This window comes from Streptomyces sp. 840.1 (genome assembly GCF_003751445.1).
Classification (GTDB): domain Bacteria; phylum Actinomycetota; class Actinomycetes; order Streptomycetales; family Streptomycetaceae; genus Streptomyces.
The window spans coordinates 136575-161998 of record NZ_RJUU01000004.1 but is presented as its reverse complement, the minus strand read 5'-3'; the positions used below and the strand labels follow the sequence as shown (position 1 = coordinate 161998).

The following is a 25424-nucleotide window of genomic DNA, read 5'->3' as shown; positions in this document are numbered from 1 at the left end:
CGCGGGACGGGCCCCGGGGCCGGGGAACGGTCAGCGACGTGGGACCGAGGTGCGCAGCCCCCGTCCGTTCTTGCGGCCGAGCAGTCCCGCGGCCACCAACTCTTCCAGTACAGCGGCCGGTTCGTGCTCGGGTGTCTTGAAGGACTCGTACAGCCGGTTCTGGATGGCGAGTGAGACGTCGAGGCCGATGGTGTCGAGCAGCGCGAACGGCCCCATGGGGTAGCCGAATCCGGACCGGATCGCGTGGTCAGTCTCCTCGATGTCCACGTCGGGCCGCTCCAGCAGGGCGAGGGCCGCGCCGAGGTAGGGGAACAGCAGGCTGTTGACGATGAAGCCGGTGCGGTCCGGGCACGCCACCGTCGTCTTGCCGAGGGTGCGGCAGAAGGCACGGGCCGTGGCGAGGATCTGCTGGTCCACCGTCTCGGTGTGCGCCAGCTCCACCAGTCGCATCACCGGCGCGGGGTTGAAGAAGTGGATCCCGACGACGTCGGCCGGCCGTCCGGCCGCATCGGCGCAGGTGGCGACGGAGAGGCTCGATGTGGTGGTGGCCAGCACGGTGCCGGGTGCGCAGACCTCTGCGAGCGCTGCGAACATCGCGCGCTTGACGTCGATGTCCTCGGCCACCGCCTCGATCACCAGATCGCAGCCGGCCAGGGCCGTCATGTCATGGGCGCCGGTGAGCAGTTCCCGGGCGGAGTCCCTGGTCTGCACGGTGACCCGGCCGCGCCGGATGCCCCGGGTGAGGGACTCCTCGACGGCCCGCAGCGCCTGGTCGGCCTTCTCCGCGGTGCGGGCCACCAGGACCGTGGGGTACCCGGCGGCCGCCGTGACCTCGGCGATCCCGCGCGCCATCGCGCCGGAGCCGAGCACACCGACGCGCCGCACGGCTGCGGCACCCGGGTCGCCGGGGCCGTCGGCCGTACAGCCGGTCGCGGTGCCGGTCTCGTCGTAGGTGTAGAACCCGTCGCCGCTCGTGCGGCCGAGCCGGCCGGCCGCGACCATGCGGCTGAGCAGCGGGGCGGGTTCGAAGGCGCAGTCGCCGGTGCGCCGCCACAGCTCCGTCAGCGCGGTGTGCGCGGTCTTGAGGCCGATGTGGTCGAGCGTCTCCAGGGGGCCCGCCGGCAGTCCGCAGCCGAGCCGCATGGCGGTGTCGATGTCGTACTGGGTGGCGTACCCCTCGTCGAAGAGGATGACGGCCCGGTTGAGGAACCCGAGGATCAGCGCGGTGGCGTCGGCGGCGGGCCGGGCGCCGACCGCGACCGGGCTCAGTCCGGCCGAGGCCACCAGCGCGTCCACGGCGGCGGCGGTGTCCGGGGAGGTCAGCGCCGTCCGTACCGGTTCGACGGGGCTGCCGGCGACGGGCGGGGTGAACAGCCGCAGCCCCGCGATGTCGTCCGGCCGGCCGGTGGCGACGGCCAGCCGTGCGACGGACAGCGACGCCGTGGTGGTCACCACGGGGGTGCCGGGCGGACAGGCCGCGACGATCCTGCCGAGCACGTCGTGCTTGACGGCCGGGTCGTCCGGCACCGCCTCGATGACCAGGCCGGCCGCGCGCAGCGCCCCGTGATCGGCGGTGAAGGTGACACCGGGGCGCTCCGGGCCGTCCTCGGCGGCGAGGGCGGCCTTCAGGCGGCCTGCCGTCCGGGCCAGGACGTCGAGGTCGGTGTCCACGGCGACGACGGTGTGGCCCGCGCGGTGCAGCAGACGCAGGAGAGCCTCGCCCGTCGAGCCCAGGCCGACGATGCCCGTCACGGGTGTGGTGGTCTGTTGCGCAGTCATGAGGTCCGCGCCTCCTCTTGCCGGAAACGATTGATGGCGTCGATGTGCTTCTCGCGCAGTTCCCCGTTCCGTACGCCGAGCCCCTCGCGCGGGGCGAGCGCCAGGACGCCGACCTTGCCCTGGTGGAGGTTGCGGTGGACCTCGTACGCGGCCTGGCCGGTGTCCTCCAGCGGGTACGTCTTCGAGAGCGTCGGGTGGATCTTCCCCTTGGCGACGAGGCGGTTGGCCTCCCACGCCTCGCGGTAGTTGGCGAAGTGCGAGCCCACGATTCTCTTCAGCGACATCCACAGGTAGCGGTTGTCGTACTCGTGGGTGAAGCCCGAGGTCGAGGCACAGGTGACGATCGTGCCGCCCTTGCGCGCCACGTACACGCTCGCGCCGAAGGTCTCGCGGCCCGGGTGCTCGAAGACGATGTCGACGTCCTCGCCGCCGGTCAGTTCGCGGATGCGCTTGCCGAAGCGCTTCCACTCGCGCGGGTCCTGCTCGTGCTCGTCCTTCCAGAACCTGTAGCCCTCGGCGTTGCGGTCGATGATCGCCTCGGCGCCCATCTTCCGGCAGATCTCCGCCTTCTGGTCGCTGGAGACGACACAGACCGGGTTGGCGCCACCGGCCAGGGCCAGCTGGGTCGCGTACGAGCCGAGTCCGCCGCTCGCCCCCCAGATCAGCACGTTGTCGCCCTGCTTCATCCCGGCGCCGTTGCGCGAGACGAGCTGGCGGTACGCGGTGGAGTTGACCAGCCCCGGGGACGCGGCCTCCTCCCAGGTCAGGTGCTCGGGCTTGGGCATCAGCTGGTTCGACTTCACGAGCGCGAGCTGCGCCAGGCCGCCGAAGTTGGTCTCGAAGCCCCAGATGCGCTGCTCGGGGTCGAGCATCGTGTCGTTGTGGCCGTCGGAGGACTCCAGCTCGACCGAGAGGCAGTGCGCGACGACCCGGTCGCCGGGATGCCAGGCGTTGACGCCGGGACCGGTGCGCAGCACCACGCCCGCCAGGTCGGAGCCGAGGACGTGGTACGGCTGGTCGTGGCGGGCGGCGCCCGGGAAGCGTCTGGCGTACCGCTCCAGGAACCCGAAGGTCGGCAGCGGCTCGAAGATCGACGACCACACGGTGTTGTAGTTGATGGCGCTGGCCATGACGGCGACGAGGGCCTCGCCCGGACCCGGTTCGGGGGTCGGCACATCCTGCAGGTGCAGTGACTTGCGCGGATCCTTGTCCACGGAGGCCATCCCCTCGAAGATGCCGGCGTCCTCCTTCCGGACAACGGTGCCGCGATAGGTCTCCGGGAGCCGAAGACCCGCGAAGTCCTGGGGCGTCGCGTCCTCGGAGAGAAGGGCGTTGATGATCTCGTCCACGTGAATTCCCTGATTCTCTTGAGAGCCGAGGAGGGCGAAGCCGGCCGCAGTTCATCAGCGTGGGACACGGCGCCGCCGCGGAGCACCCCTGTCCGCCCCCTGAACGCGCACCCCCAGCCCCTAGGGGCCGGTTAGGGGAAGCCCTGGGGTGGTGGACACGGCCATCCTGAGCCTGTATCGCGGCTTCGCTCGGACCGGCTAGGAGATCTCATGACGGCAATCCCCGACAGCCCCTGGTTCAGGAACTACCGTCCCTCTCCAGACGCACCCGTACGTCTGGTCTGCCTGCCCCACGCCGGTGGTTCGGCCAGCTTCTACTTCCCGGTGGCGCGGGAGCTCGCACCGCAGGTGGAGGTCCTGGCCGTCCAGTACCCCGGCCGGCAGGACCGCCGCGCCGAGCCGGCCGTCACCCGCCTGGAGACGATGGCCGACCGGATCGCCGAGGAGCTGGGGCCGTGGGCGGACCGGCCCTACGCGCTGTTCGGGCACAGCATGGGCGCCGCCATCGGCTTCGAGGTGGCCCGCCGGATGGAAGCGGCGGGCCACGGCCCCACCGCTCTGTTCGTCTCCGGCCGCCGCGCTCCCTCGCTGGACCGCGCCGACGAGTGGCAGCCCGGCACCGACGAGGAGGTCGTCGCGGAGATCCGGAAGCTGAACGGGACCGGCGGCGCCCTGCTCGACGACGAGGAGACCCTGCGCATGATCCTGCCCGCGCTGCGCGCCGACTACGGGGCGCTGCGCGGCTACCGCTACCGGCCGGGGGAGCCCCTGGACTGCCCCGTCACCGCGTTCACCGGCGACCAGGACCCCAAGGCGCGCGTCGAGGACGTCCGGGCATGGATGGACCACACCCGGTCCGGCTTCGGCCTGCGGGTCCTGCCCGGCGGGCACTTCTTCCTCGTCGAGCAGCAGGACGAGGTGCTCCGCACGATCCGGGAGCAGCTGGCCGGTACGCCGGTGGCGGCGCCGGCATGACCGTGTACTCGCCCGCCCCGGGCGGCATCGGGATCCTCGGCACCGGTTCGTACCTGCCCGAACGGGTCGTCACCAACGAGACCGTCGCCGCCCGTGCCGGGGTCACCGCCGAATGGGTCGAGCGCAAGACCGGCATCCGGGAGCGGCGCTACGCCGCGGATCACGAAGCCGCATCCGATCTCGCGACCGAGGCCGCGGTACGGGCCCTGGCCGACGCCGGGGCGCGGCCCGAGGATCTCGCCTGGATCGTCGTAGCGACCTCGACCCCCGACCACCCGCAGCCGGCCACGGCCGCGTTCGTGCAGCACCGCCTCGGCGCATCCGGGGCGGCGGCCTTCGACGTGAACGCGGTGTGTGCCGGGTTCATCGCCGCGCTGCACACCGGCTCTCGGCTGCTGGCCGGGCCCGAGGCCGATGGGCGCCGGCGCCTGGCGCTCGTCATCGGCAGCGAGGTCTACTCACGCATCATCGACCCCGAGGACCGCAGAACCGCGCCACTGTTCGGGGACGGGGCGGGTGCCGTGGTGCTCGGGCCGGTGGCCGGGGGCCGGGGGCTCCTGGGGACGGGCATGCGCACCGACGGCCATCTGCACGGGCTGATCGGTGTCGCCGCGGGCGGCAGCAGGCAGCCCGCGTCGGAGAAGACCGTCGCCCGCGGGGACCACTTCTTCCGGATGCGGGGCCGGGACGTACGGGCCTTCGTGGAGCGGGAGCTGCCGGACGCCGTCGCGGGCACCCTCGACGCCTTCGGGGTGAGGGCCGACGCGGTCGACCACTTCGTCCCGCACCAGGCCAACGGCGAAATGCTGCGGAGCGTGGCCGCCGGGCTCGGGCTGGTCTCGGCGCGTGTGCACCTCCCGGTGGAGCGGCACGGGAACACCGGAGCCGCCTCGATACCGCTGGCCCTGGACGAGGCCCGGCGCGCGGGTGAGCCGTCCGACGGCGACCTGGTGCTGCTGGCGGGGTTCGGCGGCGGCATGACAGTGGGCACCGCTCTGCTGCGCTGGGGCCGCTGACGGCCTTGGGACTGGTCAGCCCGCATGTTGAGGTGTCGCGCATTCAGCGGGTAGGGCCGATTTCGATTGCGGCGACAAGGAGGAGGGGCGGTTTCGCGCCCCGGCGGGCGGGGCCGGTCGGCGCGGGCGCGCGGCAAAGGTAGACGCGGCCCCACTCCCCGATGTCGGTCACTGGTTCGATCGCCATGCGCTCCCTTCCGTCCGACCCTGCCGCATGAAATGCGTACACCCCACGCCGACTGCCGGACTGGCCTGTGAGGTTCCCCCGGTGTGTGGGAGGTACTGATCAGCTGGTCAGTACCTCCCACACACATCGCGCCGCTTGAGCTGCGAGCTCGGGGTCACGTTTCCCCGACTGACCCGGAAGACCTCCCCAGGGCCAATATCAGCGCAGCCGCATGGCGGTCGGCTCTTCGCCCGCCGACCACCCTCACCGCGCCGCACCGGTGGCTTGAGCCCCTGCGTACTCCCCTGCGGCAAACGACCACCGGCCCCCTTCACTACCCCGGCCCCCGGCCGCCCGCCACGACGAAAGCCGCCGCGCGGTATGCGGCGCGCGGGAGGCTCGGCCCGGCTCCACCGGCCCCGGCCACGCCTCCATGCTTGTGACGTCACGGTTTGCGCCACCCGAGACGCAGCAACGCTGCTGCCGCCTACGGTCCGCGGGTGAGTACGCTGCCGCGCGCGGAGCCTGCTCAGCCAGACGACTCCCACCTCCCACCCGCGGTCGCCGACGGGCCGTAGTTCCTTGTTGCTGCTGGTCTGCCCGCGCCTGGTGCGGCCGAAGGTGCGCGCCGGCATCGGGCCAAGGCGTGGGTGGTTGAGGACGTGGGGCTGGTGTGGTAAACGCGCGCGCGTTTACTGACAGAAGGGCACAGTGCCTCTGACCTGCGAAAACGTGAGGCTAAGGGGCGAAAAACCGCCCCGTAGGGGGCGAAAAATAGCCCCTTAGCTGATGCTCTGTCTGCGGCCGTCGAGCGGCATGGCAGCACGAAGGGGCCGGCGACTGGCCTTAGTCGACCAGGACACGGGTGAGGTGATCGAACAGAAGCCCAGAGTGCCGCACCAGTTCGAGGGAAACGGCTACACCCTGCAGTCCACGGGCAGCGAGGTCCCGCTCTACAAGCTGGGCCTCACCGGCGCGGAGTGGGCGACGCTGGACTGGCTGCGCGAGCACGGTGCCGCGAGCGCGGCGATCCGCGTCACCCCGGAGACGCTGGCCGAGGAGATCGACACGAACGCCTCGACGTGCAAGAAGGCGCTGGCGCGGCTGACGAAGATGGCGCTGCTGCTGAAGCCGTCCCCGCGCGCCGCCGCCTACCAGTTGACACCCCTCCGATACTGGGAGGGCGCCGGGAGCACCCACGTCACCGCCTGCAAGCGGCTGGCCCCGCCCAGGGCGGTACCCGACGAGAAGGCCCGAGCGAGGACCGCGGACGCCAAGGCGGCCCGGTTCAGGACCGGGAAGGCTGCGGAGCCGGCGACGCCGATCCGCCGAACTGCTGGAGAGACGAGCTGATGGCCACAGCACCCGCCCCGTTCGACCCCGAGCAGGAATTCGTCACCCCGCCGCTCTACGCGCTGAACCTGAGCGCCGCCCAGCGCTGCGTGCTCGACTGGATAGAGCGTCAGGGCGGCCTCTTCGCGTACATCACCGTCCCGGTCGAGGAAGCCGCGGACGACATGGAGCTCGCCGAGTCCACCGTCTATGAGGCCCTGGCCCGGCTCACCGCCATCGGCCTGCTGGTGCGCGACGATGCTGGCGGCCACCGCATCAACGCCCGGTACTTCTTCTCTGCCAACCCCGATCTGCGCCGCTTGGTCGCGGCGGCGCTGGTTGACCCGCCGATCACCCCCGACGCTCGCGCGGCCGCGCCCCGGAAGGTCGGCAACACCGACGCTCGGCGACGGCGCTCGATCCGCTCCGTCTAGGGCCTGTCCGGGGGCGCTACAGGCCGGGGCGGGACCGTCACGGTCTTGTCCTCCACCCGGAGATCAATTCGGACACTGACGCCCACTGCTCGTAGGCCCAGACGCGGCCCGTCTGGCGGTACTCCTCGACGGGGACCGGTTCGACGCCTGCCAGCGCGGTCCGCAGCGGGGCAGCCTCGGCGGTCATGGACGTCTCGGTGCCCCACACGACGGGGCCCAGGCCGACGGGGAAGGCCAGCTGGACTTCGAGGTGCTCGGTGGGCAGGCGGACCGCGCGCTGGAACCACCGGCCCCACTTCTCATCACTCACCGGGTACGCGTACTCGATCCACACCGACTCGCCCTGATGCCTCTCAGATCAAGCGGTACACCGAGTGGAAGACGGCGGCGTACGAGCACGCGTGGGGGATACGTGAGGCGTACGGCTACCACGCGTACGAGAACTAGGGACGTCGGTGTCCATCAGCACCCCCGCGGTGGCTGTTCGTTGGAGGGCCGCTCGAACGCAGGTCGAGGTCTGTGGGCGTGTGGGGCGAACGGGGCTAGCGTCGGAACGCCAACAGCTTCTGGCCAGGGCCCCGTCCGCCTTCGATCCGTCGGACAGGCCTGGGGAATCGACCGGGCAACGGGGAGGAAATCGTGGAGATTCAGGTTCTGGGCCCGCTGAGTGCCGACGTCAACGGGGTGTCGATCGTTCCGACCGCGGGAAAGCCGCGGCAGATTCTGTCGCTGCTCGCCTTCTACCCGGGCCGGGTCATGCCCGTGCCCACGCTCATGGAGGAGCTCTGGGGCACCAACCTGCCCCAGAGCGCGATGACCACCCTGCAGACGTACATCCTCCAGCTGCGCCGCAGGCTGGGCACCGCGATGGGACCGGACGCGCCCGGCACCGTCAAGGAGGTGCTCGCGACCCGGCACGGCGGCTACCTGCTGCAGATCCCGCAGGAGTCCGTCGACGTGCACCGCTACGAGCAACTGGTGTCGGCGGGGCAGAGCGCCTTCGACGAGGGCGAGGACGGGCGGGCCGCGAGCCTGTACCGCGAGGCGCTGGGGATGTGGAACGGGCCGGTGCTCGTGGACGTACGGGTCGGGCCGATCCTGGAGATCGAGGTCCTGCGCCTGGAGGAGAGCCGCCTGGTGACCGTGGAGCGGCGCATCGACGCCGACCTGCGGACGGGCCGGCACACCGAAATCCTCGCCGAGCTCACCGATCTGATGGCACGTCATCCCCAGCACGAGGGGCTGCACTCGCAGGCGATGGTGGCGCTGTACCGCTCCGGCCGCCAGGCCACCGCGCTGGACGTCTACCGCAGGCTGCGTGCCCGACTCATCGAGGACCTGGGCGTTGAGCCCTCGCCGCAGCTGCAGCGGCTGCACCAGGCGATGCTCACCGTCGACCCGGCGCTGGACACGCTCAGCGGATCGCGCCGCAGCTCCACCTTCGATCTCTACGCGGCCTGATCCGGTCAGGTGTCCAGGCACCGGCAAGGAGGATCGGCGACCTTGAGGCCGATCGGCGAACCCACCCAGGAGGCAGGACAGATGTACGAGGAACAGCCGCCGGTACAACTCCACTGCTTCGCGCATGCCGGAGCCGGTGTCTCGGCCTTCTACAACTGGCCCGGTGATCTGGGCCCCGGGGTCGAGACGCTGCCCGGACTGCTGCCGGGCCGCGATGCCAGGCGCCGCGAGCCCCGTGTCACCGGGCGCGAGGGGCTGCTGGCCGATGTGATGGACACCTTCGCCCAGGCACCGGACGCCTCCTACGTGCTGTACGGGCACAGCCTCGGCGCGATGGTCGCCTACACCGTCACCCGCGCCCTGCACGAGGCCGGGCTGCCCGGTCCGGCGCTCCTCGCCCTCGGCGCCTGCCCGCCCCCCGACGCCCCCTCCCTGCTGTCGGACGCCGCCTGGGGGCCCGAGGACGAGCTGCTGGAACTGCTCGACGAGACCGGCACCCTCCCGCAGGGGGCCAAGCCCGGCGGACTCTGGCACCGGGCCGTGCTGCCGGTGCTGCGCGACGACCTGGCCCTCGCCCACGAACTGCGGATCAACGCCCACGAACAGGTGGTGGGCCCGCCGCTGTCCGTGCCGGTGCTGATCGTCTCCGGCGCGGACGACCCGCTGGCGCGGCCGGACGTGATGGCGGGCTGGCGGCGCTGGAGCACGGGGCCGGTCGTGACCCGGACCGTGCCCGGGGACCACTTCTTCGTACGCGGCCACGAGCTGCCCCGGCTGCTCGGGCGCGCCTGCCGGGTCGTCCGGCGCACCCGGCCGGCCCGCGCCATGGCCTCGGCCCGCGGCTGACCGCCGCCGATCACAGGAGGACAGACATGAGGGACAGCCGATGAGACGCGCCGTCATCACCGGGATAGGGGTGGTCGCCCCCGGCGGGGTCGGCACCAAGGCGTTCTGGTCACTGCTGACCGAGGGCCGCACCGCGACCCGCCGCATCACCCTCTTCGACGCCTCCTCGTTCCGCTCGCAGATCGCGGCCGAGGCCGACTTCGACCCGGCCGACCACGGCTTCGGCCCGCAGGAGGCACGACGCCTGGACCGTGCGGCCCAGTTCGCGCTCGTCGCCGCCCGTGAGGCCGTCGCCGACAGCGGACTGTCAGCGGGGCTACGGGCCGAACGTACCGGGGTCACCCTGGGCACCGCCGTCGGCTGCAGCAGCGGACTCGACGAGAGCTACGCGCACGTCAGCGAGCACGGCAGCCACTGGCTGCTGGACCACACCCGGGCCGAGCCGAGGCTCACCGACTACCTCGTGCCCAGCTCCATCGCCGCCGAGGTGGCGCGTGACGTCGGCGCACAGGGGCCCGTCGCGGTCGTCTCCACGGGCTGCACCTCCGGCCTGGACTCGCTCGGCCACGCCGTCGAGCTCATCCGCGAGGGCAGTGCCGACGTGATGGTGGCGGGCGCCGCGGAGGCACCGGTCACCCCGATCACCCTGGCGTCCTTCGACGCGATCCGCGCCACCTCCCCGCGCAACGACGAGCCGGAGACCGCCTCCCGCCCCTTCGACCGCAGCCGTAACGGCTTCGTGCTCGGCGAGGGCAGCGCGGTGCTGATCCTGGAGGAGTACGGGCACGCCCTGCGGCGCGGCGCCCATGTGTACGCCGAGATCGCGGGCTTCGCGAGCCGGTCCAACGCGTACCACATGACGGGACTGCGCCTGGACGGGCACGAGATGGCCGAGGCGATCAGGACCGCCCTCGACGAGGCACGGATCGACGGCGCGCACGTCGACTACGTCAACGCCCACGGATCGGGCACCAAGCAGAACGACAAGCACGAGACGGCGGCGTTCAAGCGCAGCCTGGGCGAGCACGCCCACCGGGTGCCGGTCAGCTCGATCAAGTCGATGATCGGTCACTCGCTCGGCGCGATCGGTTCCCTGGAGATCGCCGCCAGCGCCCTGGCCATCGAGCACGGAGTCGTGCCGCCGACGGCCAATCTGCACGATCCGGATCCCGCCTGCGACCTCGACTACACACCGCTGGTCGCACGGGAGCAGCGCACCGAGACGGTGCTCAGCGTCGGCAGCGGATTCGGCGGCTTCCAGAGCGCGATGGTGCTGACCACCCGCCGGCTGGGGGTGGCCGCATGACCGCCGTGGCCCCCGAGGACGCCGGGCTGATCGGTGTCCGGGGCGTGGAGGCGGCCGTCACCGGCATCGGTGTCGTCGCGCCCGGCGGCGTCGGCGCCGAACAGTGGTGGGCGGCGGTGCTGCGGGGCGAGAACGCCATCGGGCCCGTCACCCGCTTCGACGCCTCCGGCTATCCCGCGCGCCTGGCCGGGGAGGTGACCGGGTTCGTCGACGCGGACCACGTCGCGAGCCGGCTGCTGCCCCAGACCGACCGGGTGACCCGGTTCTCGCTCGCCGCGGCGGCCGAGGCCCTGGGCGACGCGGGCCTCGACCCGGCCCGGCTGCCCGACTACGCGGTGGGCGTGGTCACCGCCAACGGCAGCGGCGGTTTCGCGTTCGGCCAGCACGAACTCCAGGCGCTGTGGAGCAAGGGCAGCCGGCACGTCGGGGCCTACCAGTCGTTCGCCTGGTTCTACGCCGCCAACTCCGGCCAGATCTCCATCCGGCACGGGCTGCGCGGCCCCAGCGGAGTCATCGTCTCCGAGCAGGCGGGCGGCCTCGACGCCGTCGCCCAGGCCCGCCGCCAGTTGCGCAAGGGGATACGGGCCGTGGTCACCGGCGGAGTCGACTCGGCGCTCTGCCCCTGGGGCTGGACGGCCCATCTGGCCGACGGCGCACTGAGTACCGTCGACGATCCCGGCCGCGCCTATCTGCCCTTCGACGCCGAGGCCTCGGGCCATGTCGTCGGCGAGGGCGGCGCCCTGTTCGTCCTTGAGGACGGGGACGCCGCGCGCGGTCGCGGCGCCACCGTCCACGGCACGATCGCGGGCTGCGCCGCCACCTTCGACCCGGCGCCCGGCACCGGGGAGCCCCGGCTGCGGGCCGCCGCCGAACTGGCCCTGGCGGACGCCGGTGTCACCCCGGGCGACATCGACGTCGTCTTCGCCGACGGGGCGGGCGAACGAAACGCCGACCGGGCCGAAGCACAGGCGCTGGCCGCGCTGTTCGGCCCGAACGGGGTGCCGGTCACCGCACCCAAGTCGATGACCGGCCGGCTCTCGGCGGGCGGCTCCGCCCTCGACCTGGCGGCCGCCCTGCTCGCCCTGCGCGACCAGGTGATCCCCCCGACGACCGGCACCGCCCGGGTCGACGCGGACTGCCCCGTCGACCTGGTGACCGGCAGTCCGCGCCCGGCCGTGCTGCGCACCGCACTGGTACTGGCCCGGGGCCGGGGCGGCTTCAACGCGGCCACCGTGGTGCGCGCCGCGCGCTGACCACGTCCCCGCTGCCGGACGTTCTGAATCAACCCCGAGGAGAAAGGCACTTCTGTGGACCGGCTGGAGCTCACCGAACTGACCACCCTGCTGCGCGCCTGCGCGGGCGAGGGGGAGGGCATCGACCTGGACGGCGACGTACTGGACACGCTCTTCCTCGACCTGGGCTACGACTCGCTCGCCCTCCTGCAGACCACCGGCGTGATCGAGCGCGACTACGACGTGCTGCTGGACGAGGAGGCTCTGGACGACGCCGAGACCCCGCGCCAGTACCTCGACCTGGTCAACCGTGCCCTGGCCGCCCGGATCGCCGCCTGATGAGCGGCGACTGTCCGCAGCGGCCGCGCACGGGCGCGTGCGCCGTCGCGGCCACGCCGAGGAGCTGAACGTGTCACACACCCGCCCCGCCGCGCAGGCGGCGGCGCCCCGGCTCACGGAGCTCGCCGACGGCGTCTTCGCCTACGTCCAGCCGGACGGCGGCTGGTGCCTCAACAACGCCGGAGTGATCGTCGACGGCGGCACCGGCCTGCTCGTCGACACCGTCGCCACCGAGGCACGGGCCAGACGGCTGCGCGCCGAGGCGCTGCGGGTCGCGGGCGGCCCGCCGCGTCTGGTGGTCAGCACCCACTTCCACGGCGACCACACCTTCGGCAACTTCGTCTTCCCCGAGGCCGTCGTCATCGGCCACGAACGGGCGCGCGCCGACATCGCGGCGGCCGGGCTGCACATGGCCGGGCTGTGGCCCGACGTGTGCTGGGGCGACCTGGAGGTGGTGCCCCCGAGCATCACCTACAGCGACCGCATGACGCTGTACGCGGGTGCCCTGCGGGCCGAACTGATCCACCCGGGGACCGCGCACACCACCGGCGACACCGTCGTGTGGCTGCCCGAGCAGCGGGTGGTGTTCACCGGCGACCTGGTCATGTCGGGCGTCACGCCGTTCTGCCCGATGGGTTCGGTCGCCGGCTCCCTGGCCGCGCTGCGGACCCTGCGCACACTCGGCGCCCGTACGGTCGTGCCGGGCCACGGACCGGTGGGCGGCCCAGGCCTGCTGGACGACAACGAGGGGTACCTGCTGCGCCTCCAGCAGCTCGCCAGGGACGGGGTGGCCGCCCGGCTCACCCCGCTCCAGGTCGCGCGCGAGGCGGGCCCCGGCGCGTACGCCGATCTGCTGGACGCCGAGCGGCTGGTGCCCAACCTGCACCGCGCCTACGCGGAGGAGCTCGGCGCGGCGCCCGGCGATCCGCTGGACATTCCCGCGCTGTTCCGCGAGATGTCCGAACACCACGGCGGGCGGCCGGCCTGCCACGCCTGAGAGGGCGTCAGAACGACTGGTGGTCGGGGGTGACGCGCCGCTCACGCGTGCGCAGCTCCCCGTCCTCGTACACCAGCACGTCCTCCACCACACCGCTCGGCGCGATGACCGGCGCCGGGTCCCAGGGGCGGCTGACCACCACCAGCGTGTAGTAGTGCGTGACCAGGGTGCCGTCCGGTCCGGGGTCCACGCGCAGCATGTTGTGCCAGTGCCGGCACCGCACGGGCTCGGTGCCGAAGCGCCGGGTGTGCGCGGTGTGCAGCGCCGCCGCGATGGCCTCGCGGCCGTGCACCGGCGGGATACCGGGTGACGTTGCGAACACCCCGTCCTCGGTGAACGTGGCGGCGAACTCCTCCGCCCGCAGATCGTCCAGCAGCCGGACCTGCCGGGCGTAGAACTGCTGGACCTCCACGTAGAGCGCGGTCCGGTCGGTGCCGAGCCGCGGCTCGGTCGCGTACGTCGTCATACTGCGTCTCCTGGTCTTGAGGCCGTCCTGGCCGGCTGCCGGTCGTAGGTGACCACGCTCAGCCGAGGTCGTCGCGGGTCACGACGCGGTGGCGGGTGCGCCACTTGCCCCGCGAGCGGACGAGCACGTCCTCCATGACACACACCCGGTGCACCGCCGAACCGCCCTGGCCGGGTGTCACGTACACCAGCGCGTAGCAGCGCGTGTGCAGCGTCCCGTCGGCCTGCGGCCGCAGGTCGAGCATGCCGATCCAGTGCCTGAACCGTTCCCCGCTGCGGGCCTGCTGGGCCTGGTTGCGCCGCACGTTCGACGCCAGAGCGAGGCGTCCGCGCACCGGCTCGTCCAGTGTGGGTACGTCGAAGACGGCGTCCTCGGTGAAGGTTCCCGCCCAGCGCTCGGCCTCGTGCCGGTCGAAGAGCTGCATCTGGCGTCCGTAGAACTGCTGGATGTGCGCGTACAGGACGCCGAACTCCGCCTCGCCGAGCACCTCTGTGGGTGCCTCGAAGACGGCTGCGGTGTCGGGTGTGGTGGCGACTCGGGTGCGGCTGAGCATCTCGGTGGTCATGTGACCGGCCCTCCGTTCCATCGGATACGGACACTCTCTGCGGCACAGATCGAGCGCTCTTCGAAGATTCCTCAAGCGTCCTGGTCGAACGTGTGAACCGCAGCCAGTGAGACGGCGGCCGCGCCCCGACCAGCCGGAGGAGAACGAGCATGCCGAACTTTGCCTTTCCGGACCTTCCGCTGGACGGCCTGCTGCGCAGTGCGGCGGTGCGCGACCCCGACGGCATCGCCGTGCGGACCACGGACACGGCCCTGGCCTTCGGCGAGCTGGACACGCTGACCGATCGCGTCGCCGCCTGGCTGCAGCGGGAGAACGGGGGCCGGACCGGTGTGCGTACCGGCGTCGCCCATGTCCTGGACCCGGTCTTCGTCGCCACCTACTACGGCACGGTCCGCAGCGGTGCGACGGCGGTGCTGGTCAACCCGCTGATGGGGGAGACCGGGCTGCGGCACGTCTTCGCCACCGCCGGGGTGGAGGTGGCGTTCGTCCCCGCCGCCACCGCCGAACTGCTCACCAAGCTGCGCGGCGTGCTGCCCCGGCTCCGCACGATCGTGGTGACCGACGCACCGGACGGGGTGACACCGGGCGACACGGTCTCGCTGCACATGGAACTGGAGTCGGCCCCGCAGGCCTGCGGACACCGCCCGTCCGACCCTGGCTCGATCGCCTGCATCCAGTTCACCACCGGCACCACCGGCCGCCCCAAGGGCGTCCTGCTGACCCACCGCAACCTGGTCGCCAACGCCAAGCAGACCGCCCTCGCGCACGGACTCGGCCCGGCCTCCGTCACCCTCAACCATCTGCCGCTGTACCACGTCATGCATCTCAACTCAGCGGTGTACGCCGGGTCGTGCCAGGTGCTCTGCCAGGACCCCGATCCGTTCGCCTCGCTCGCCGCGGCCGCCGAGGCCGACGCCACCCACTACTACGGACTCCCCGCCCGGCTGCACCGCCTCGCCACCGACGAACGCCTGGCCGCCGCCCCCGGGCCCCCGCCCGGCGGCGCCCGGCTGACGGCCGTGCTCTCCGGCGGCTCCGGGCTGCGTCCCCAGGCGGCGCGCGCCCTGCGCGACCGGCTCGGCGTCCCCGTCATCCAGGGCTACGGCATGGCCGAGCTCTCCCCGCTCACGCACTGCCAGCGGCCCGAGCGCTACCGGACGGGTGAGGTCGGCGGGACCGTCCCCGGGACCGAGTGCCGTCTCGTCGACGTGGACTCCCGCACCCCGGTCGAGGTCTGGTCCACCGGAGAGGTCCAGGTCAGAGGCCCGCAGCTGATGGCCGGCTACCTCGGTGACGCACAGCCGTCCCGGATCGACGAGGACGGCTGGTTCTCCACCGGCGACGTCGGCTACCTCGACGACGACGGGGAGCTGCGCCTGGTGGACCGGCTCGACGACATCTTCAAGTACGACAACGAGATCGTCTCGCCGAGCCAGGTCGAACGGGTCATCGGCGAGGACCCGCGGGTCGCCGACTGCATCGTCGCCGACTGGCCCGACGACGTGCACGGCGGCCTCGTCTGGGCCGGGATCGTGCTGCGTGAGGACCCCGTCGGCGCGGACGCCGGACCCGCGCCCGGACACCCGGGATCCGGGCGCGCCCCGGGGCCCGACGTCCTCGCATCGGTCACCGAACGCGCCAACGAGCGGCTCGCGCACTTCGAACGGATCCGCCTGACCGAGGCGCTGGAGGCGGTGCCCCGCACCCCCACCGGAAAGCCCGAACGACGCGCGCTGCGGCAGCGGCTGAAGACACGCGCCGCCGCATGAACGCCCGCATCCCGCCCCACCACCAGGAGCAGACCATGGCGACCTTCGTCAACAGGCCGACCGCGCACGGCGGCATCGACCCCTTCCGCACCGACACGGGCCACGCGCCGCCGGCGATGCCCGAGGAGAGCGCATGACCGCCGGCCGGCCCGACGCGATCGTCGCGGGCGCCGGACCCGTCGGCCTGACCGCCGCCCACGAACTGGCCCGCAGGGGCCTGCGGGTACGGCTCATCGACGCCGCCGCCGGCCCCGCCCGCACCAGCAGGGCCGTGGCCACGCACCCGCGCACCCTGGAGACGTACGACCAGATGGGCATCGTCGACGACATGCTCGTACGGGGCCGCCGCAACCGCGCGTTCACCATGTACGCCGAAGGGCGCCGGCTGGTGCGGCTGGAGGCCGACTACGCCACCATGCCGACTTCGTACCCGTACACCCTCGTCATCGGCCAGACCGAGACGGAAGAGGTGCTGCGCGAGGCCGTGGCCCGTCTCGGTGTCGAGGTCGAGTGGGGGGTGCGCCTCACCGGCTTCGAGCAGGACCCCGATTCGGTGCGGGTGACCCTGAGCGGGCCGGACGGCACCGAGGAGAGCGTGGAGACGTCCTGGCTCGTGGGCTGCGACGGAGGCCACAGCACCGTACGCAAACTGCTCGGACTCGAACTGCTCGGCGGGGCCGGGGAGACCTGGATGCTCGCCGACGCACCGGTCGCCACCGACCTGCCGCCCGACACCATCTACTGGGCCCACACCGGCGGACACGCGCTGATGATGGTGCCCTACGCCCGGGAGGGGCACTGGCGGCTGCTGGACACCGCACCCGTCGGGCGGGGCACCGACCCGCGCCCCGTCGAGGAGCGGCTGACCGAGAAGCTGACGGCCGGGCTCGGCCGCCCGGTCCGGGTCGGGGAGAGCGAGTGGACCTCGGTCTTCACCTTCCAGCAGCGGATGGTGGAGCGGATGCGCGAGGGCCGCGTCCTCGTCGCCGGGGACGCCGCGCACGTGCACAGCCCCGCCTCCGGACAGGGCATGAACACCGGCATCCAGGAGGCGTACAACCTCGGCTGGAAGCTGGCCATGGTCGAGCACGGCCACGCGGGCCCGGAACTCCTGGACACCTACGGCCAGGAACGGGTGCCCATCGGCCGGGCGCTGCTCGGCTCCACCCGGGCCGCCACCTTCCTCGTCCAGCTGAAGAACATGTTCGCCTCCGTGGCGCTGCCCGTCGTCTTCACCTTCGTGCGCAACGTGACCCCGCTGCGCCGCGCTGTTCAGCGCAAGGTGCTCGGCGGCATGTCCGGGCTGCGCATCGGCTACGGCGACTCGCCCCTGACCACCGCAGACGCCTCCCGTCGCAGGCGCGGCGCCGGTCCCGCCCCGGTACCCGGACCCGGCGAGCGGATCGCGCAGGCCCCGGTCCACGACCCGGACGACTCCGGCTGCGCGGGACTGCGCGCCGAACTCCGCGACCCCCGCTGGTCCCTGCTGCTCGCTGCGGGCGGCACCGGGCCCGGCGACGTCCCGGTGGGCGTGGCCGTCACGGCCGCCGCCCAGTACTCCGAGTGGCTGTCGGTGCGCACCGTCGGCGGCACCGGCCCCGACGGGCCCGCCCCGCTCGCCGACCCGGACGGACGGCTGCGCGCGGCACTCGGCCTGGCGCCGGGCAACTGGCTGCTGGTGCGCCCCGACGGCTACACCGCCGCGCGCGCCGGCGCCCTGACCCGGGCTGCCCTGGGCCGGGCGCTCGCCCCGCTGCGGCCGGCCCGGCCGCTCGCCGACGAGGCCAGGACCGAACCGGGACTCGCCCTCCCCGCCCCCACCCACCGGCTGAAGGAGCACTGACCGTGGCCGACAACGACCCCGTAGCCCTGATCACAGGAGCCACCAGCGGCATCGGACTGGCGGTGGCCCGTCAGCTCGGCCGGTCCGGGCACCGCGTCTTCCTGTGCGCACGCACCGAACTGGACGTCAAGCAGACCGTCGAGGACCTCCGGGACGAGGGCCTGGAGGCCGACGGACTGGCGGCCGACGTCCGCTCCCGGGAGTCCGTGGCCGCGCTCGTGAGCGCCGCCGTCGCGACGTACGGACGTGTCGACGTGCTGGTCAACAACGCCGGGCGCAGCGGCGGCGGCGTGACCGCCGACATCACCGACGAGCTCTGGCACGACGTCATCGACACCAACCTCAACAGCGTGTTCCTGGTGACGCGCGAGGTGCTGAAAAACGGCGGCCTCACGGGCACCGGACGCGGGCGGATCATCAACATCGCCTCGACGGCCGGCAAGCAGGGCGTGCTGCTCGGCGCCCCGTACAGCGCCTCCAAGCACGGGGTCGTCGGCTTCACCAAGGCGCTGGGCAGGGAGCTGGCCCCCTCGGGCGTCACGGTCAACGCGGTCTGCCCCGGCTACGTCGAGACGCCGATGGCGCAGCGGGTGCGTCAGGGGTACGCGGCGGCCTGGGACACCACCGAGGACGTCGTGCAGGAGCAGTTCGAGGCGAAGATTCCGCTCGGCCGCTACTCCACCCCGGAAGAGGTCGCGGGACTGGTCGGCTATCTGGCCTCCGCATCCGCCGCATCGATCACCGCACAGGCGCTCAACGTCTGTGGCGGACTTGGCAATTTCTGAATCTGTGAGGAAGAGGTGATGTGTGGTGTCGAGTGAGCGTGTGTACCGCACGGCGCATTCGGTCGAGGTGGCCGCACCGGCGGGGGTCGCGTACGGGCTGATCTCGAACGCGGTGCAGTGGCCGCTGTTCCTCCCGCCGAACGTCCATGTGGAGCGGCTGGACTTCGACGGGCGCAACGAACGGCTGCGGATGTGGGCCACGGCCAACGGGCAGGTCCGGTCCTGGATCTCCCGGCGCGTGCAGGACCCGCAGGCGCGGCGGATCACCTTCCGCCAGCAGCATCCGCAGGCCCCGGTCGAGACGATGAACGGGACCTGGACCGTCGAGGAGCGGCCGGGCGGCACCAGTGTGCTGACTCTGCTGCACGACTTCACGGTGACCGGTGACCGGCCCGAGGACGCGGCGTGGGTGGAGCGGGCGATCGACACCAACTCGGGCGCGGAGCTGGACCATGTGAAGCGGCTGGCCGAGCGCTGGTCCCGGCTCGACGAACTCGTCCTGTCCTTCGAGGACGCCGTACGGGTCAAGGGCCCGGCCGAGCTGGTCTACGACTTCCTGTACCGGGTGAGCGACTGGCCGGAGCTCGTTCCGCACGTGGCCCGCCTCGAACTGACGGAGGACACCCCCGGCGTCCAGGTCATGGCGATGGACACCCGCACCGCGGACGGCTCGACCCACACCACGGAGTCGGTACGGGTCTGCTTCCCGCAGGCGGGCCGTATCGTCTACAAGCAGACCACCACCCCCGCGCTGATGGACGCGCACACCGGTGAGTGGTCGGTGCTGCCCGACGAGACCGGCGTGACGGTCATCTCCCAGCACAGTGTGGTGCTGCGCGAGGAGGCCATCGAGAGCGTGCTCGGTGCGGGCGCCGACCTGGCACAGGCCCGCCGCTTCGTACGCGAGGCGCTCGGCCGGAACTCGACGGCCACCCTCAACCTGGCCAAACGCCATGCGGAGTCCGCGATCCGCGTGCTGTGAGCGGACCCTCCCGCCGTGCCGGGGCCGAACGCCCCGGTACGGCCGATGTCCACCGCTGCTCCGGCCCCGCTCCAGTTGCCGCTGTGAGGCTTGCCGCTACGGACGTTCCCCGGAGGGGAACGGGGCGGCAGCAGTGGCGGGCCGGGCTCTCTTCGGACGGCCGGCGGGCCAGTGGTGCGTGTACTGGCCACTGACCCTTCGGCCGGCCACCGGCGCCGCGCTCCACGACATCAGGACGGATGAAGAGATGAGCACGGACAACAGAGCCCGGATCGCGGAATACCTGTCCCGTTTCTTCCCGGTTCAGGACCTGAAGGCGGACGACGACATCTTCGCGCTCGGCTTCGTCAGCTCGGTGTTCGCGATGCGGCTCGTCTCCTTCGTGGAGCACGAGTTCGGCATCACCGTCGAGAACGAGGACCTGGAGCTGGAGTACTTCTGCTCCATCGCCGCCCTCGACGCGTTCGTCGCACGCAAGCTGTCCGTCCCGGTCCCGGTCGCGGGGTAGCGGGGACGGCACGGGAGGGGCCGGCGGCTCCGCCGGGTCTCACCCCGAATACTTCTGCAGTCCGCTCGAATCCGGCTCGAACCGCAGATGAGCCGCGCTCGGAGGAGAGCCGGGCAACGGCTGGGAGCCGGCTCCGGGTGACTCGGCGAACGATCGAGAAATGGCAGACGACGCGTCGAGTACGGCTCCGGTGCCGCACGAGGCGTGCCCGTCACAGTCGTGCGTACCGGCGCGATATGTGGCGCGCACCCTGCGACGACGGAGCTGACTCCCGCTGCCATGACCATCACCGCCGATCTCACCGGAACCACGGCCACCGGTCACAGCTGGTGGGAGTCCGACGCACGCGCACGGGCATCCCGGCTCGAAGCGCAGCTCGGCGACCCCTACGACCCCGCGAACCCGCACGGGCTGCGCGCCCTGTTCGCCGCCGACGCCCGGAGCGCCCCGCCCGCCGCCACCGAGGACCTCCTGGCCGGCACGGACCTGGGCGCCGAGTTCGTCCCCGTCGAATACGGCGGCCGGCTCACCCGGGCCGACCTGCTCGCCCGCGTCCTGCGGCCGGTCTTCCGCCGTGACGTCGCCCTCGGCTTCGGCTACGGCATCACCTCGCTGTTCGCCACCGGAGCGATCTGGGCGGCCGGCACCCCCGCGCAGCGACGCAGCACCGCCGACCTGCTGCTCGGCGGAGGCCGGGCCACGATCCTCCACCACGAACTGGCCCACTCCAACGCGATCCTGCGGCACGAGTTCACCGCCGGCACCACCCCCGACGGCTATCGGCTGAACGGGCGCAAGGACGTGATCATCAACGCCTCGCGCGCCGACGCCCAGGTCGTCTACGCCCGCACCGACCCGGCCCCCGGACCGCACAGCCACTCGGTGCTGCTCCTGGACGACGCCTGGCGGGACAGCCCGTCCGTGCGGCACCTGTCGCGAGTCCCCACCCCCGGCATGCGCGGGGCGCTGTTCTCCGGGCTGGAGTTCACCGACCACACCGTCCCCGGCGACGCCCGCGTCGGCAGCACGGGCGAGGGCGTCGCACTCGCCCTGCGCACCTTCCAGGTCAACCGGAGCCTCATCTGCGGTGTCGTCACCGCCGCAGCGGACACCGTCCTGCACTCCGCGGTACGGGCCGCGACCACCGGCCGCAAGGCCCCGATCGCGCGCCGCTGGCACAAGCCGCTGGCCGGAGTCTTCGCCGACCTGCTGGCCTGCGACAGCATGGCCACCGTCGTCCTGCGCGCCCTGAGCCTGCTGCCCGACCGGGCCCATGTCTTCGCCGCCGCCGTCAAGTACGTGGTGCCCGACCTGCTGCGCGAGAACCTGGAGGAGCTCGCCACCGTCCTGGGGGCGCGCGGCTACGAGCACGACAGCCCGCAGTACGGCGCGCTCGGCAAGCTCGTACGGGACCTGCCGGTCGCCGGACTCGGCCATGCCGGAACCGCCTCCTGCCAGTCCGTGATCGTCCCCCAGCTGCGCGGCCTGGCCGAACACTCCTGGTTCCAGGAGGAGGAACCACCGCCCGAGCTGTTCCGCCAGGGAGCCGAACTCCCGGTGCTGGACTACCGGTTGCTGGGCCTCGCGGGCGGCGGCGACTTCATGGCCGCCTCCCTTGTGGGCTCCGCCGCCCGCCTCTCCTCGTACCGGGGCCTGGGCGGCCAGATCGCCGCGCTCGCCGAACTGGCCGAGGGCTTCGTCACCGAACTGCGCGCCCTGCGCGAGGAGTGCCGCCGGCTGCCCGCCTACGGCACCACGGCGCTCGCCGACCCCGCCGTCTGCGTACTCAGCGACCGCTACAGCCTGATCGTCGCAGCCGCCGCGGTACTCGGCGTGTGGGAGGGCCAGGACGGCCGGGACCCGTTCCTCGCCAATTCGGCCTGGGCGGTGCTGGCGCTGTCCCGCCTCGGCGAGCGGCTCGCCATCCCCGTGCCCGAACTGCCCGAGGGCTGTCTGGCACAGGTCATGGAGGAACTGGTCCGCCGCTTCCGGACGGGCCGCAGCTGCGACCTGGACGGCATCACCCTCGCCCAGTGAGCCGGCGGCACCCGCACCCGAGGACGGGGACGGGGCGGACGACAACGACACAGGGAAGGAAAGACCGTTGACGCAGACAGAGCTGATGACCGCGGCGCCGGACGCCGCAGCACGTATCACCGAGCCGATCCACGTCAGCGGCCCCGACGGGCCATGGGACCTGGTGCGCGAAGGCATGGACCTGTACGGCAACGCCGTGGTGCACACCACCTGGGGCGAGTGGCTCACCGGAGCCGTCGCCGACCCCTCGCTGCGCCCGCTGCTCGGCCGGGACTGGCAGCGCTACCGCCGCACCGCCGACCCCACCATCCGCTACCGCTTCGTCGCCTCCCGGCTGGCCACCAAGTTCACGGCCGCGGCCGCGCTGGGCACCAGGCCCGCCGAACTCGACCTCGCGTACAAGATCGGCGGACGGCCCTATCTGAGAGGGCTCGACCAGATCGATGTGAGCCTCACCCACACCGACGACCTGATCGCCGTCGGCATCAGCCGCTGCGGCAGGATCGGGGTAGACGCCGAACCGGCCGACCGGCACATGTCGTTCGAACTCCTCCAGGACCATGTCTGCACACCCGCCGAACGCGCCGATCTCGTGACGCTGTCCGAGGACGAACAGAGGGCTCAGCTGCTCCGGCTGTGGACCCTGAAGGAGGCGTACACCAAGGCGCTCGGCCAAGGCCTGCGCCTCGGCTTCACCGAATTCGGCTTCGGCGCCGGCGAGGGCGGCCTGCTCGCCCCCGACGGGACACCGGCCGCCCGCGACGAATGGGCGTTCACCACCCGCCGGGTGCTGGGCCGCTATCTGCTGAGCGTGGCCTGCCACGACTCCGGACTGGACACCTCACGCGACACGGCGGCCCGCACCATGCTCGACGGAGGGTTCATGGGAGCCGTCGCCGGACTCCTCGACCACGTATGACACCGCCGCGACGTTCGCGGATCCGTCCAGAGCCGGTGGAGAAATCCGGCCTTGCTCCGCTGCGCGGCTAACGTGCCGGAAGACGGCTCCGAGCGCCGTATCAGGCCCGTATGGGCGGGCCTCGTATACCCGTTCCGTGCTCGCAGAGAGGGGAGGGAGGGGGTGCGCGCCCCGAACACACCATGACCGCCGATCATCTCTCACGTATGTCCCCGGACGGACCGATCACCGTCGTCGTCGATCCCGGAGGACCGCCCTACGACGCTCCGCCGTTCCTGGAGCTCCGCGGCCCCCTGGACACCCGGCGCCTCGAATCCGCGCTGGACCGGATCGCCGCCGGCCGTCCGGACGGCCCGGCCTGGCAGCACCGGCTCCGGCCCCACGGGCCCGGCCTGCACACCTTGACTCTCACCATGAGCGCCCCCGGGGAGTTCCCGGCCGGCCTGCTGGCCGACCTGCTCACGGACCCGCCGGCCGGCCGCTCGGTATGCGCCGTCGCGCCGAGCCCGCTCCAGCACGAGATGCTCGCCGACGCCGACGCCCACCCGGGCCCCGGCCGCCACGTCGAACAGCTCAGCTGGGTCTGGCACGGGCCGCTGGACCCCGAACGCTTCACCGCCGCCTGGCAGTCGCTCTTCGACCGGGAGAGCGTGCTGCGTTCCGCCTTCGCCGACGGCCCCGAGCCGCAGATCGTCGTGCACGACCGGGTCAGGGCCGAAGTGCTACGGCTGCCGCACAGCGCCGGGGACTGGGCAAGCGTGGTCGAGTACGACCGGTGCCGAGGCCTCGACCCGCGCCGTCCCGGACCGCTGCGCGTGACCGTGCTGGGCGGCGATCCCGTCGTATCGGCCACGGCCCAGCCCACCCGGGTGCTGCTCACCTTCCACCACGCGCTGCTCGACGGCTGGAGCGCGCGCCTGCTGCTGCGCGAGTTCTACCGCGCCTACCTGGCCGGCGGCCGTCTGCCGGGCGGTGAACGCCGCCCCGACATGGGCGACTACGCGCAGTGGCTTGCCGCCCAGGACACCGGCCCCGCACGCACGTTCTGGACGGATGCCACACCACCGCCCGGCGTCACGCATTCGCCCCTGCCCGCAGCCGCCGTCCGCGCTCCCGTGCCCGGGGGGACCGGGACCGGGACCGGGCGCACCCGGCTGCGGCTGACCGCCGTGCAGACGGCACGGCTCGGCGCCTGGGCGGCCGGCTGGGGCAGCACCGAGAGCGGTGCGCTGCAAGCCGTCTGGGCCCTGCTGCTCTACCGGGCCGCCGGAAGCGCCGACGCGGAGCCGGTCCGCTTCAGCGTGACGGTGTCCGGACGCGGCATCCTGCTCGACGGGGTGGAGCGCCTGCCGGGCGCCCTGCGCAACCCGCTGCCGATCTCCGTCGTCGTCGACCCGCGGGCGAGCGTTCCGGAGCTGCTCGGCCTGCTGCGTGACCGGGCCCTGGACATGGCCGCGTACGAGTGGGTCTCGGCGGGCCAGATCCGTACCTGGACCGAGGACCGGGCCGAGGCGCCCGACGCGCTGGGCAGCCTGGTCGCCTTCGAGGGCGGTCCGGACGGCCCGGACGAACTCATCCGGGAACTCGCCGCCCAGGGAGTCCGTGTGGACCCACCGGAGACGCTCGGCGCCCGAACCGGCTTCCCGCTCACCCTCGCCGCCCACCACGACGCCGACGGCGGGCTCATCGTGACCGTCTCCTACGACCACACCCAGCCCGCAGGAATCGGCGGTGTCCTGGCGCACGCCGCATTCCTGCTGGACGAACTCCCCCGTGTGGCGGGCGCGTCCACCACCATCGCCGAGGTGCTGGCGCGGCTGGCCCACGCGGATGCGGACGCGGAGCCGGACACGGACACGGACACCGGTACGGGCACGGAGGCCGGTACGCCCCCGGCCACGTCGGCGGACCGTCCGGCCCGCACCTGCACCGACGCGCCCGCGCTCATCACCCTGCGACCGGCTCGGAACCCCGGCGCGGGCACCGTCTGCCTCGTACCGTCGCACGGCACCCCCCGCTTCTGCTACGAACTGCTCGCGCGCTCGTACCAGGGCCCCGAAGCCCTCGTACTGCTGAGCGCCGCGCTCGACGACAGAGCCGGGTACGACGCGCTCGGGCCGCTCATCGACGCGGGCGGGCACCTCGTGCTCGGCGGATTCTCCGGCTGCGGAGTCGCCGCGTACCGGATCACCCGGCTCATCGCGGCGAACGGCGGCCGGCCGCCGCTCATCGTGCTCACCGGCGCCGCGACGTCCGCCCGCGATCTCGCCCGGCTGCTCGAATCCGCCTCCGAACGCGCCGGATGACGCACACGTCGG

24 protein-coding genes are annotated in these 25424 nt (G+C 72.6%); 19 read left to right on the top strand and 5 right to left on the bottom strand.

Features of this window, described 5'->3' with window-relative positions:
* Positions 1 to 30: 30 nt before the first annotated feature.
* Positions 31 to 1779: a 3-hydroxyacyl-CoA dehydrogenase family protein gene (locus tag EDD93_RS40670; protein ID WP_123531838.1), complete on the bottom strand. Its 1749-nt coding sequence runs from the start codon at positions 1777 to 1779 to the stop codon at positions 31 to 33.
* Positions 1776 to 3128 carry a crotonyl-CoA carboxylase/reductase gene (gene ccrA, locus EDD93_RS39135; RefSeq protein ID WP_123531836.1) on the bottom strand — a complete coding sequence of 451 codons (1353 nt, stop codon included), beginning with the start codon at positions 3126 to 3128 and terminating at the stop codon, positions 1776 to 1778. The genes EDD93_RS40670 and ccrA overlap by 4 nt, the downstream gene beginning before the upstream one ends.
* 210 nt (positions 3129 to 3338) lie before the next feature.
* On the opposite strand from ccrA, the gene EDD93_RS39130 reads away from it, so the two are divergent.
* From EDD93_RS39130 to EDD93_RS39115, 4 genes are all read left to right on the top strand, one after another.
* Positions 3339 to 4103, top strand: coding sequence for a thioesterase II family protein (locus EDD93_RS39130; RefSeq protein WP_123531834.1), 765 nt, complete (start codon positions 3339 to 3341; stop codon positions 4101 to 4103).
* Positions 4100 to 5119 (top strand): 3-oxoacyl-ACP synthase III family protein, encoded by a 1020-nt coding sequence (locus EDD93_RS39125; RefSeq protein WP_123531832.1) that lies wholly within the window; start codon positions 4100 to 4102, stop codon positions 5117 to 5119. Before EDD93_RS39130 ends, EDD93_RS39125 begins: the two co-directional genes overlap by 4 nt.
* Positions 5120 to 6101: 982 nt before the next feature.
* On the top strand, positions 6102 to 6638 hold the full coding sequence (locus EDD93_RS39120) for a MarR family transcriptional regulator (RefSeq protein WP_185092675.1): 537 nt from the start codon (positions 6102 to 6104) through the stop codon (positions 6636 to 6638).
* On the top strand, positions 6638 to 7051 hold the full coding sequence (locus EDD93_RS39115; RefSeq protein ID WP_123531830.1) for a MarR family transcriptional regulator: 414 nt from the start codon (positions 6638 to 6640) through the stop codon (positions 7049 to 7051). Before EDD93_RS39120 ends, EDD93_RS39115 begins: the two co-directional genes overlap by 1 nt.
* Positions 7052 to 7088: 37 nt before the next feature.
* Here EDD93_RS39115 and EDD93_RS40015 read toward each other — a convergent pair whose 3' ends face one another.
* A complete protein-coding gene (locus EDD93_RS40015) occupies positions 7089 to 7361 on the bottom strand; it encodes a hypothetical protein (protein WP_221217398.1) in 273 nt (90 codons plus the stop codon).
* A gap of 329 nt (positions 7362 to 7690) precedes the next feature.
* Here EDD93_RS40015 and EDD93_RS39105 point away from each other — a divergent pair, with 329 nt between their 5' ends.
* The 6 genes from EDD93_RS39105 to EDD93_RS39080 all read left to right on the top strand — a co-directional run bounded on the left by EDD93_RS39105 (position 7691) and on the right by EDD93_RS39080 (position 13232).
* Positions 7691 to 8512, top strand: a complete 822-nt coding sequence (locus EDD93_RS39105) for an AfsR/SARP family transcriptional regulator (protein WP_123531828.1) — start codon at positions 7691 to 7693, stop codon at positions 8510 to 8512.
* A gap of 42 nt (positions 8513 to 8554) precedes the next feature.
* Positions 8555 to 9358, top strand: coding sequence for a thioesterase II family protein (locus tag EDD93_RS39100; protein WP_260256165.1), 804 nt, complete (start codon positions 8555 to 8557; stop codon positions 9356 to 9358).
* A 40-nt stretch (positions 9359 to 9398) separates the two neighbouring features.
* Positions 9399 to 10664: a beta-ketoacyl synthase gene (locus EDD93_RS39095; protein ID WP_123531824.1), complete on the top strand. Its 1266-nt coding sequence runs from the start codon at positions 9399 to 9401 to the stop codon at positions 10662 to 10664.
* Positions 10661 to 11917 carry a ketosynthase chain-length factor gene (locus EDD93_RS39090; RefSeq protein WP_123531822.1) on the top strand — a complete coding sequence of 419 codons (1257 nt, stop codon included), beginning with the start codon at positions 10661 to 10663 and terminating at the stop codon, positions 11915 to 11917. Before EDD93_RS39095 ends, EDD93_RS39090 begins: the two co-directional genes overlap by 4 nt.
* Before the next feature lie 54 nt (positions 11918 to 11971).
* The gene (locus tag EDD93_RS39085; RefSeq protein WP_123531821.1) at positions 11972 to 12235 is read left to right on the top strand and encodes an acyl carrier protein; all 264 of its coding nucleotides are present in this window, start codon (positions 11972 to 11974) and stop codon (positions 12233 to 12235) included.
* A 64-nt stretch (positions 12236 to 12299) separates the two neighbouring features.
* Complete coding sequence (locus EDD93_RS39080; RefSeq protein WP_398906706.1) at positions 12300 to 13232, top strand: MBL fold metallo-hydrolase; 933 nt, start codon at positions 12300 to 12302, stop codon at positions 13230 to 13232.
* A gap of 7 nt (positions 13233 to 13239) precedes the next feature.
* Here EDD93_RS39080 and EDD93_RS39075 read toward each other — a convergent pair whose 3' ends face one another.
* Together EDD93_RS39075 and EDD93_RS39070 are read right to left on the bottom strand one after the other, a co-directional pair.
* Entirely contained in the window at positions 13240 to 13698 is a 459-nt protein-coding gene (locus EDD93_RS39075) for a nuclear transport factor 2 family protein (protein WP_123531819.1), read from the bottom strand.
* Positions 13699 to 13756: 58 nt separating this feature from the next.
* Positions 13757 to 14263, bottom strand: a complete 507-nt coding sequence (locus EDD93_RS39070; RefSeq protein WP_260256164.1) for a nuclear transport factor 2 family protein — start codon at positions 14261 to 14263, stop codon at positions 13757 to 13759.
* Between the two features lie 149 nt (positions 14264 to 14412).
* Here EDD93_RS39070 and EDD93_RS39065 point away from each other — a divergent pair, with 149 nt between their 5' ends.
* The 9 genes from EDD93_RS39065 (at position 14413) to EDD93_RS39030 (ending at position 25412) form a co-directional block, all read left to right on the top strand.
* A complete protein-coding gene (locus EDD93_RS39065; protein WP_123531817.1) occupies positions 14413 to 16032 on the top strand; it encodes a class I adenylate-forming enzyme family protein in 1620 nt (539 codons plus the stop codon).
* Positions 16029 to 16169, top strand: coding sequence for a hypothetical protein (locus EDD93_RS39850; protein ID WP_185092674.1), 141 nt, complete (start codon positions 16029 to 16031; stop codon positions 16167 to 16169). Before EDD93_RS39065 ends, EDD93_RS39850 begins: the two co-directional genes overlap by 4 nt.
* Positions 16166 to 17875 carry an FAD-dependent oxidoreductase gene (locus EDD93_RS39060; RefSeq protein ID WP_123531815.1) on the top strand — a complete coding sequence of 570 codons (1710 nt, stop codon included), beginning with the start codon at positions 16166 to 16168 and terminating at the stop codon, positions 17873 to 17875. The genes EDD93_RS39850 and EDD93_RS39060 overlap by 4 nt, the downstream gene beginning before the upstream one ends.
* Before the next feature lie 2 nt (positions 17876 to 17877).
* Positions 17878 to 18660, top strand: a complete 783-nt coding sequence (fabG, locus tag EDD93_RS39055; protein WP_123531813.1) for a 3-oxoacyl-ACP reductase FabG — start codon at positions 17878 to 17880, stop codon at positions 18658 to 18660.
* Positions 18661 to 18685: 25 nt separating this feature from the next.
* Entirely contained in the window at positions 18686 to 19642 is a 957-nt protein-coding gene (locus tag EDD93_RS39050; protein ID WP_123531918.1) for an aromatase/cyclase, read from the top strand.
* Between the two features lie 247 nt (positions 19643 to 19889).
* Positions 19890 to 20150, top strand: a complete 261-nt coding sequence (locus EDD93_RS39045) for an acyl carrier protein (protein ID WP_123531916.1) — start codon at positions 19890 to 19892, stop codon at positions 20148 to 20150.
* A gap of 279 nt (positions 20151 to 20429) precedes the next feature.
* A complete protein-coding gene (locus tag EDD93_RS39040; RefSeq protein WP_123531811.1) occupies positions 20430 to 22187 on the top strand; it encodes an acyl-CoA dehydrogenase in 1758 nt (585 codons plus the stop codon).
* Positions 22188 to 22254: 67 nt separating this feature from the next.
* Positions 22255 to 23106 carry a 4'-phosphopantetheinyl transferase superfamily protein gene (locus tag EDD93_RS39035; RefSeq protein ID WP_311318363.1) on the top strand — a complete coding sequence of 284 codons (852 nt, stop codon included), beginning with the start codon at positions 22255 to 22257 and terminating at the stop codon, positions 23104 to 23106.
* Positions 23107 to 23288: 182 nt separating this feature from the next.
* Entirely contained in the window at positions 23289 to 25412 is a 2124-nt protein-coding gene (locus EDD93_RS39030; protein WP_260256163.1) for a condensation domain-containing protein, read from the top strand.
* Positions 25413 to 25424: the final 12 nt, after the last annotated feature.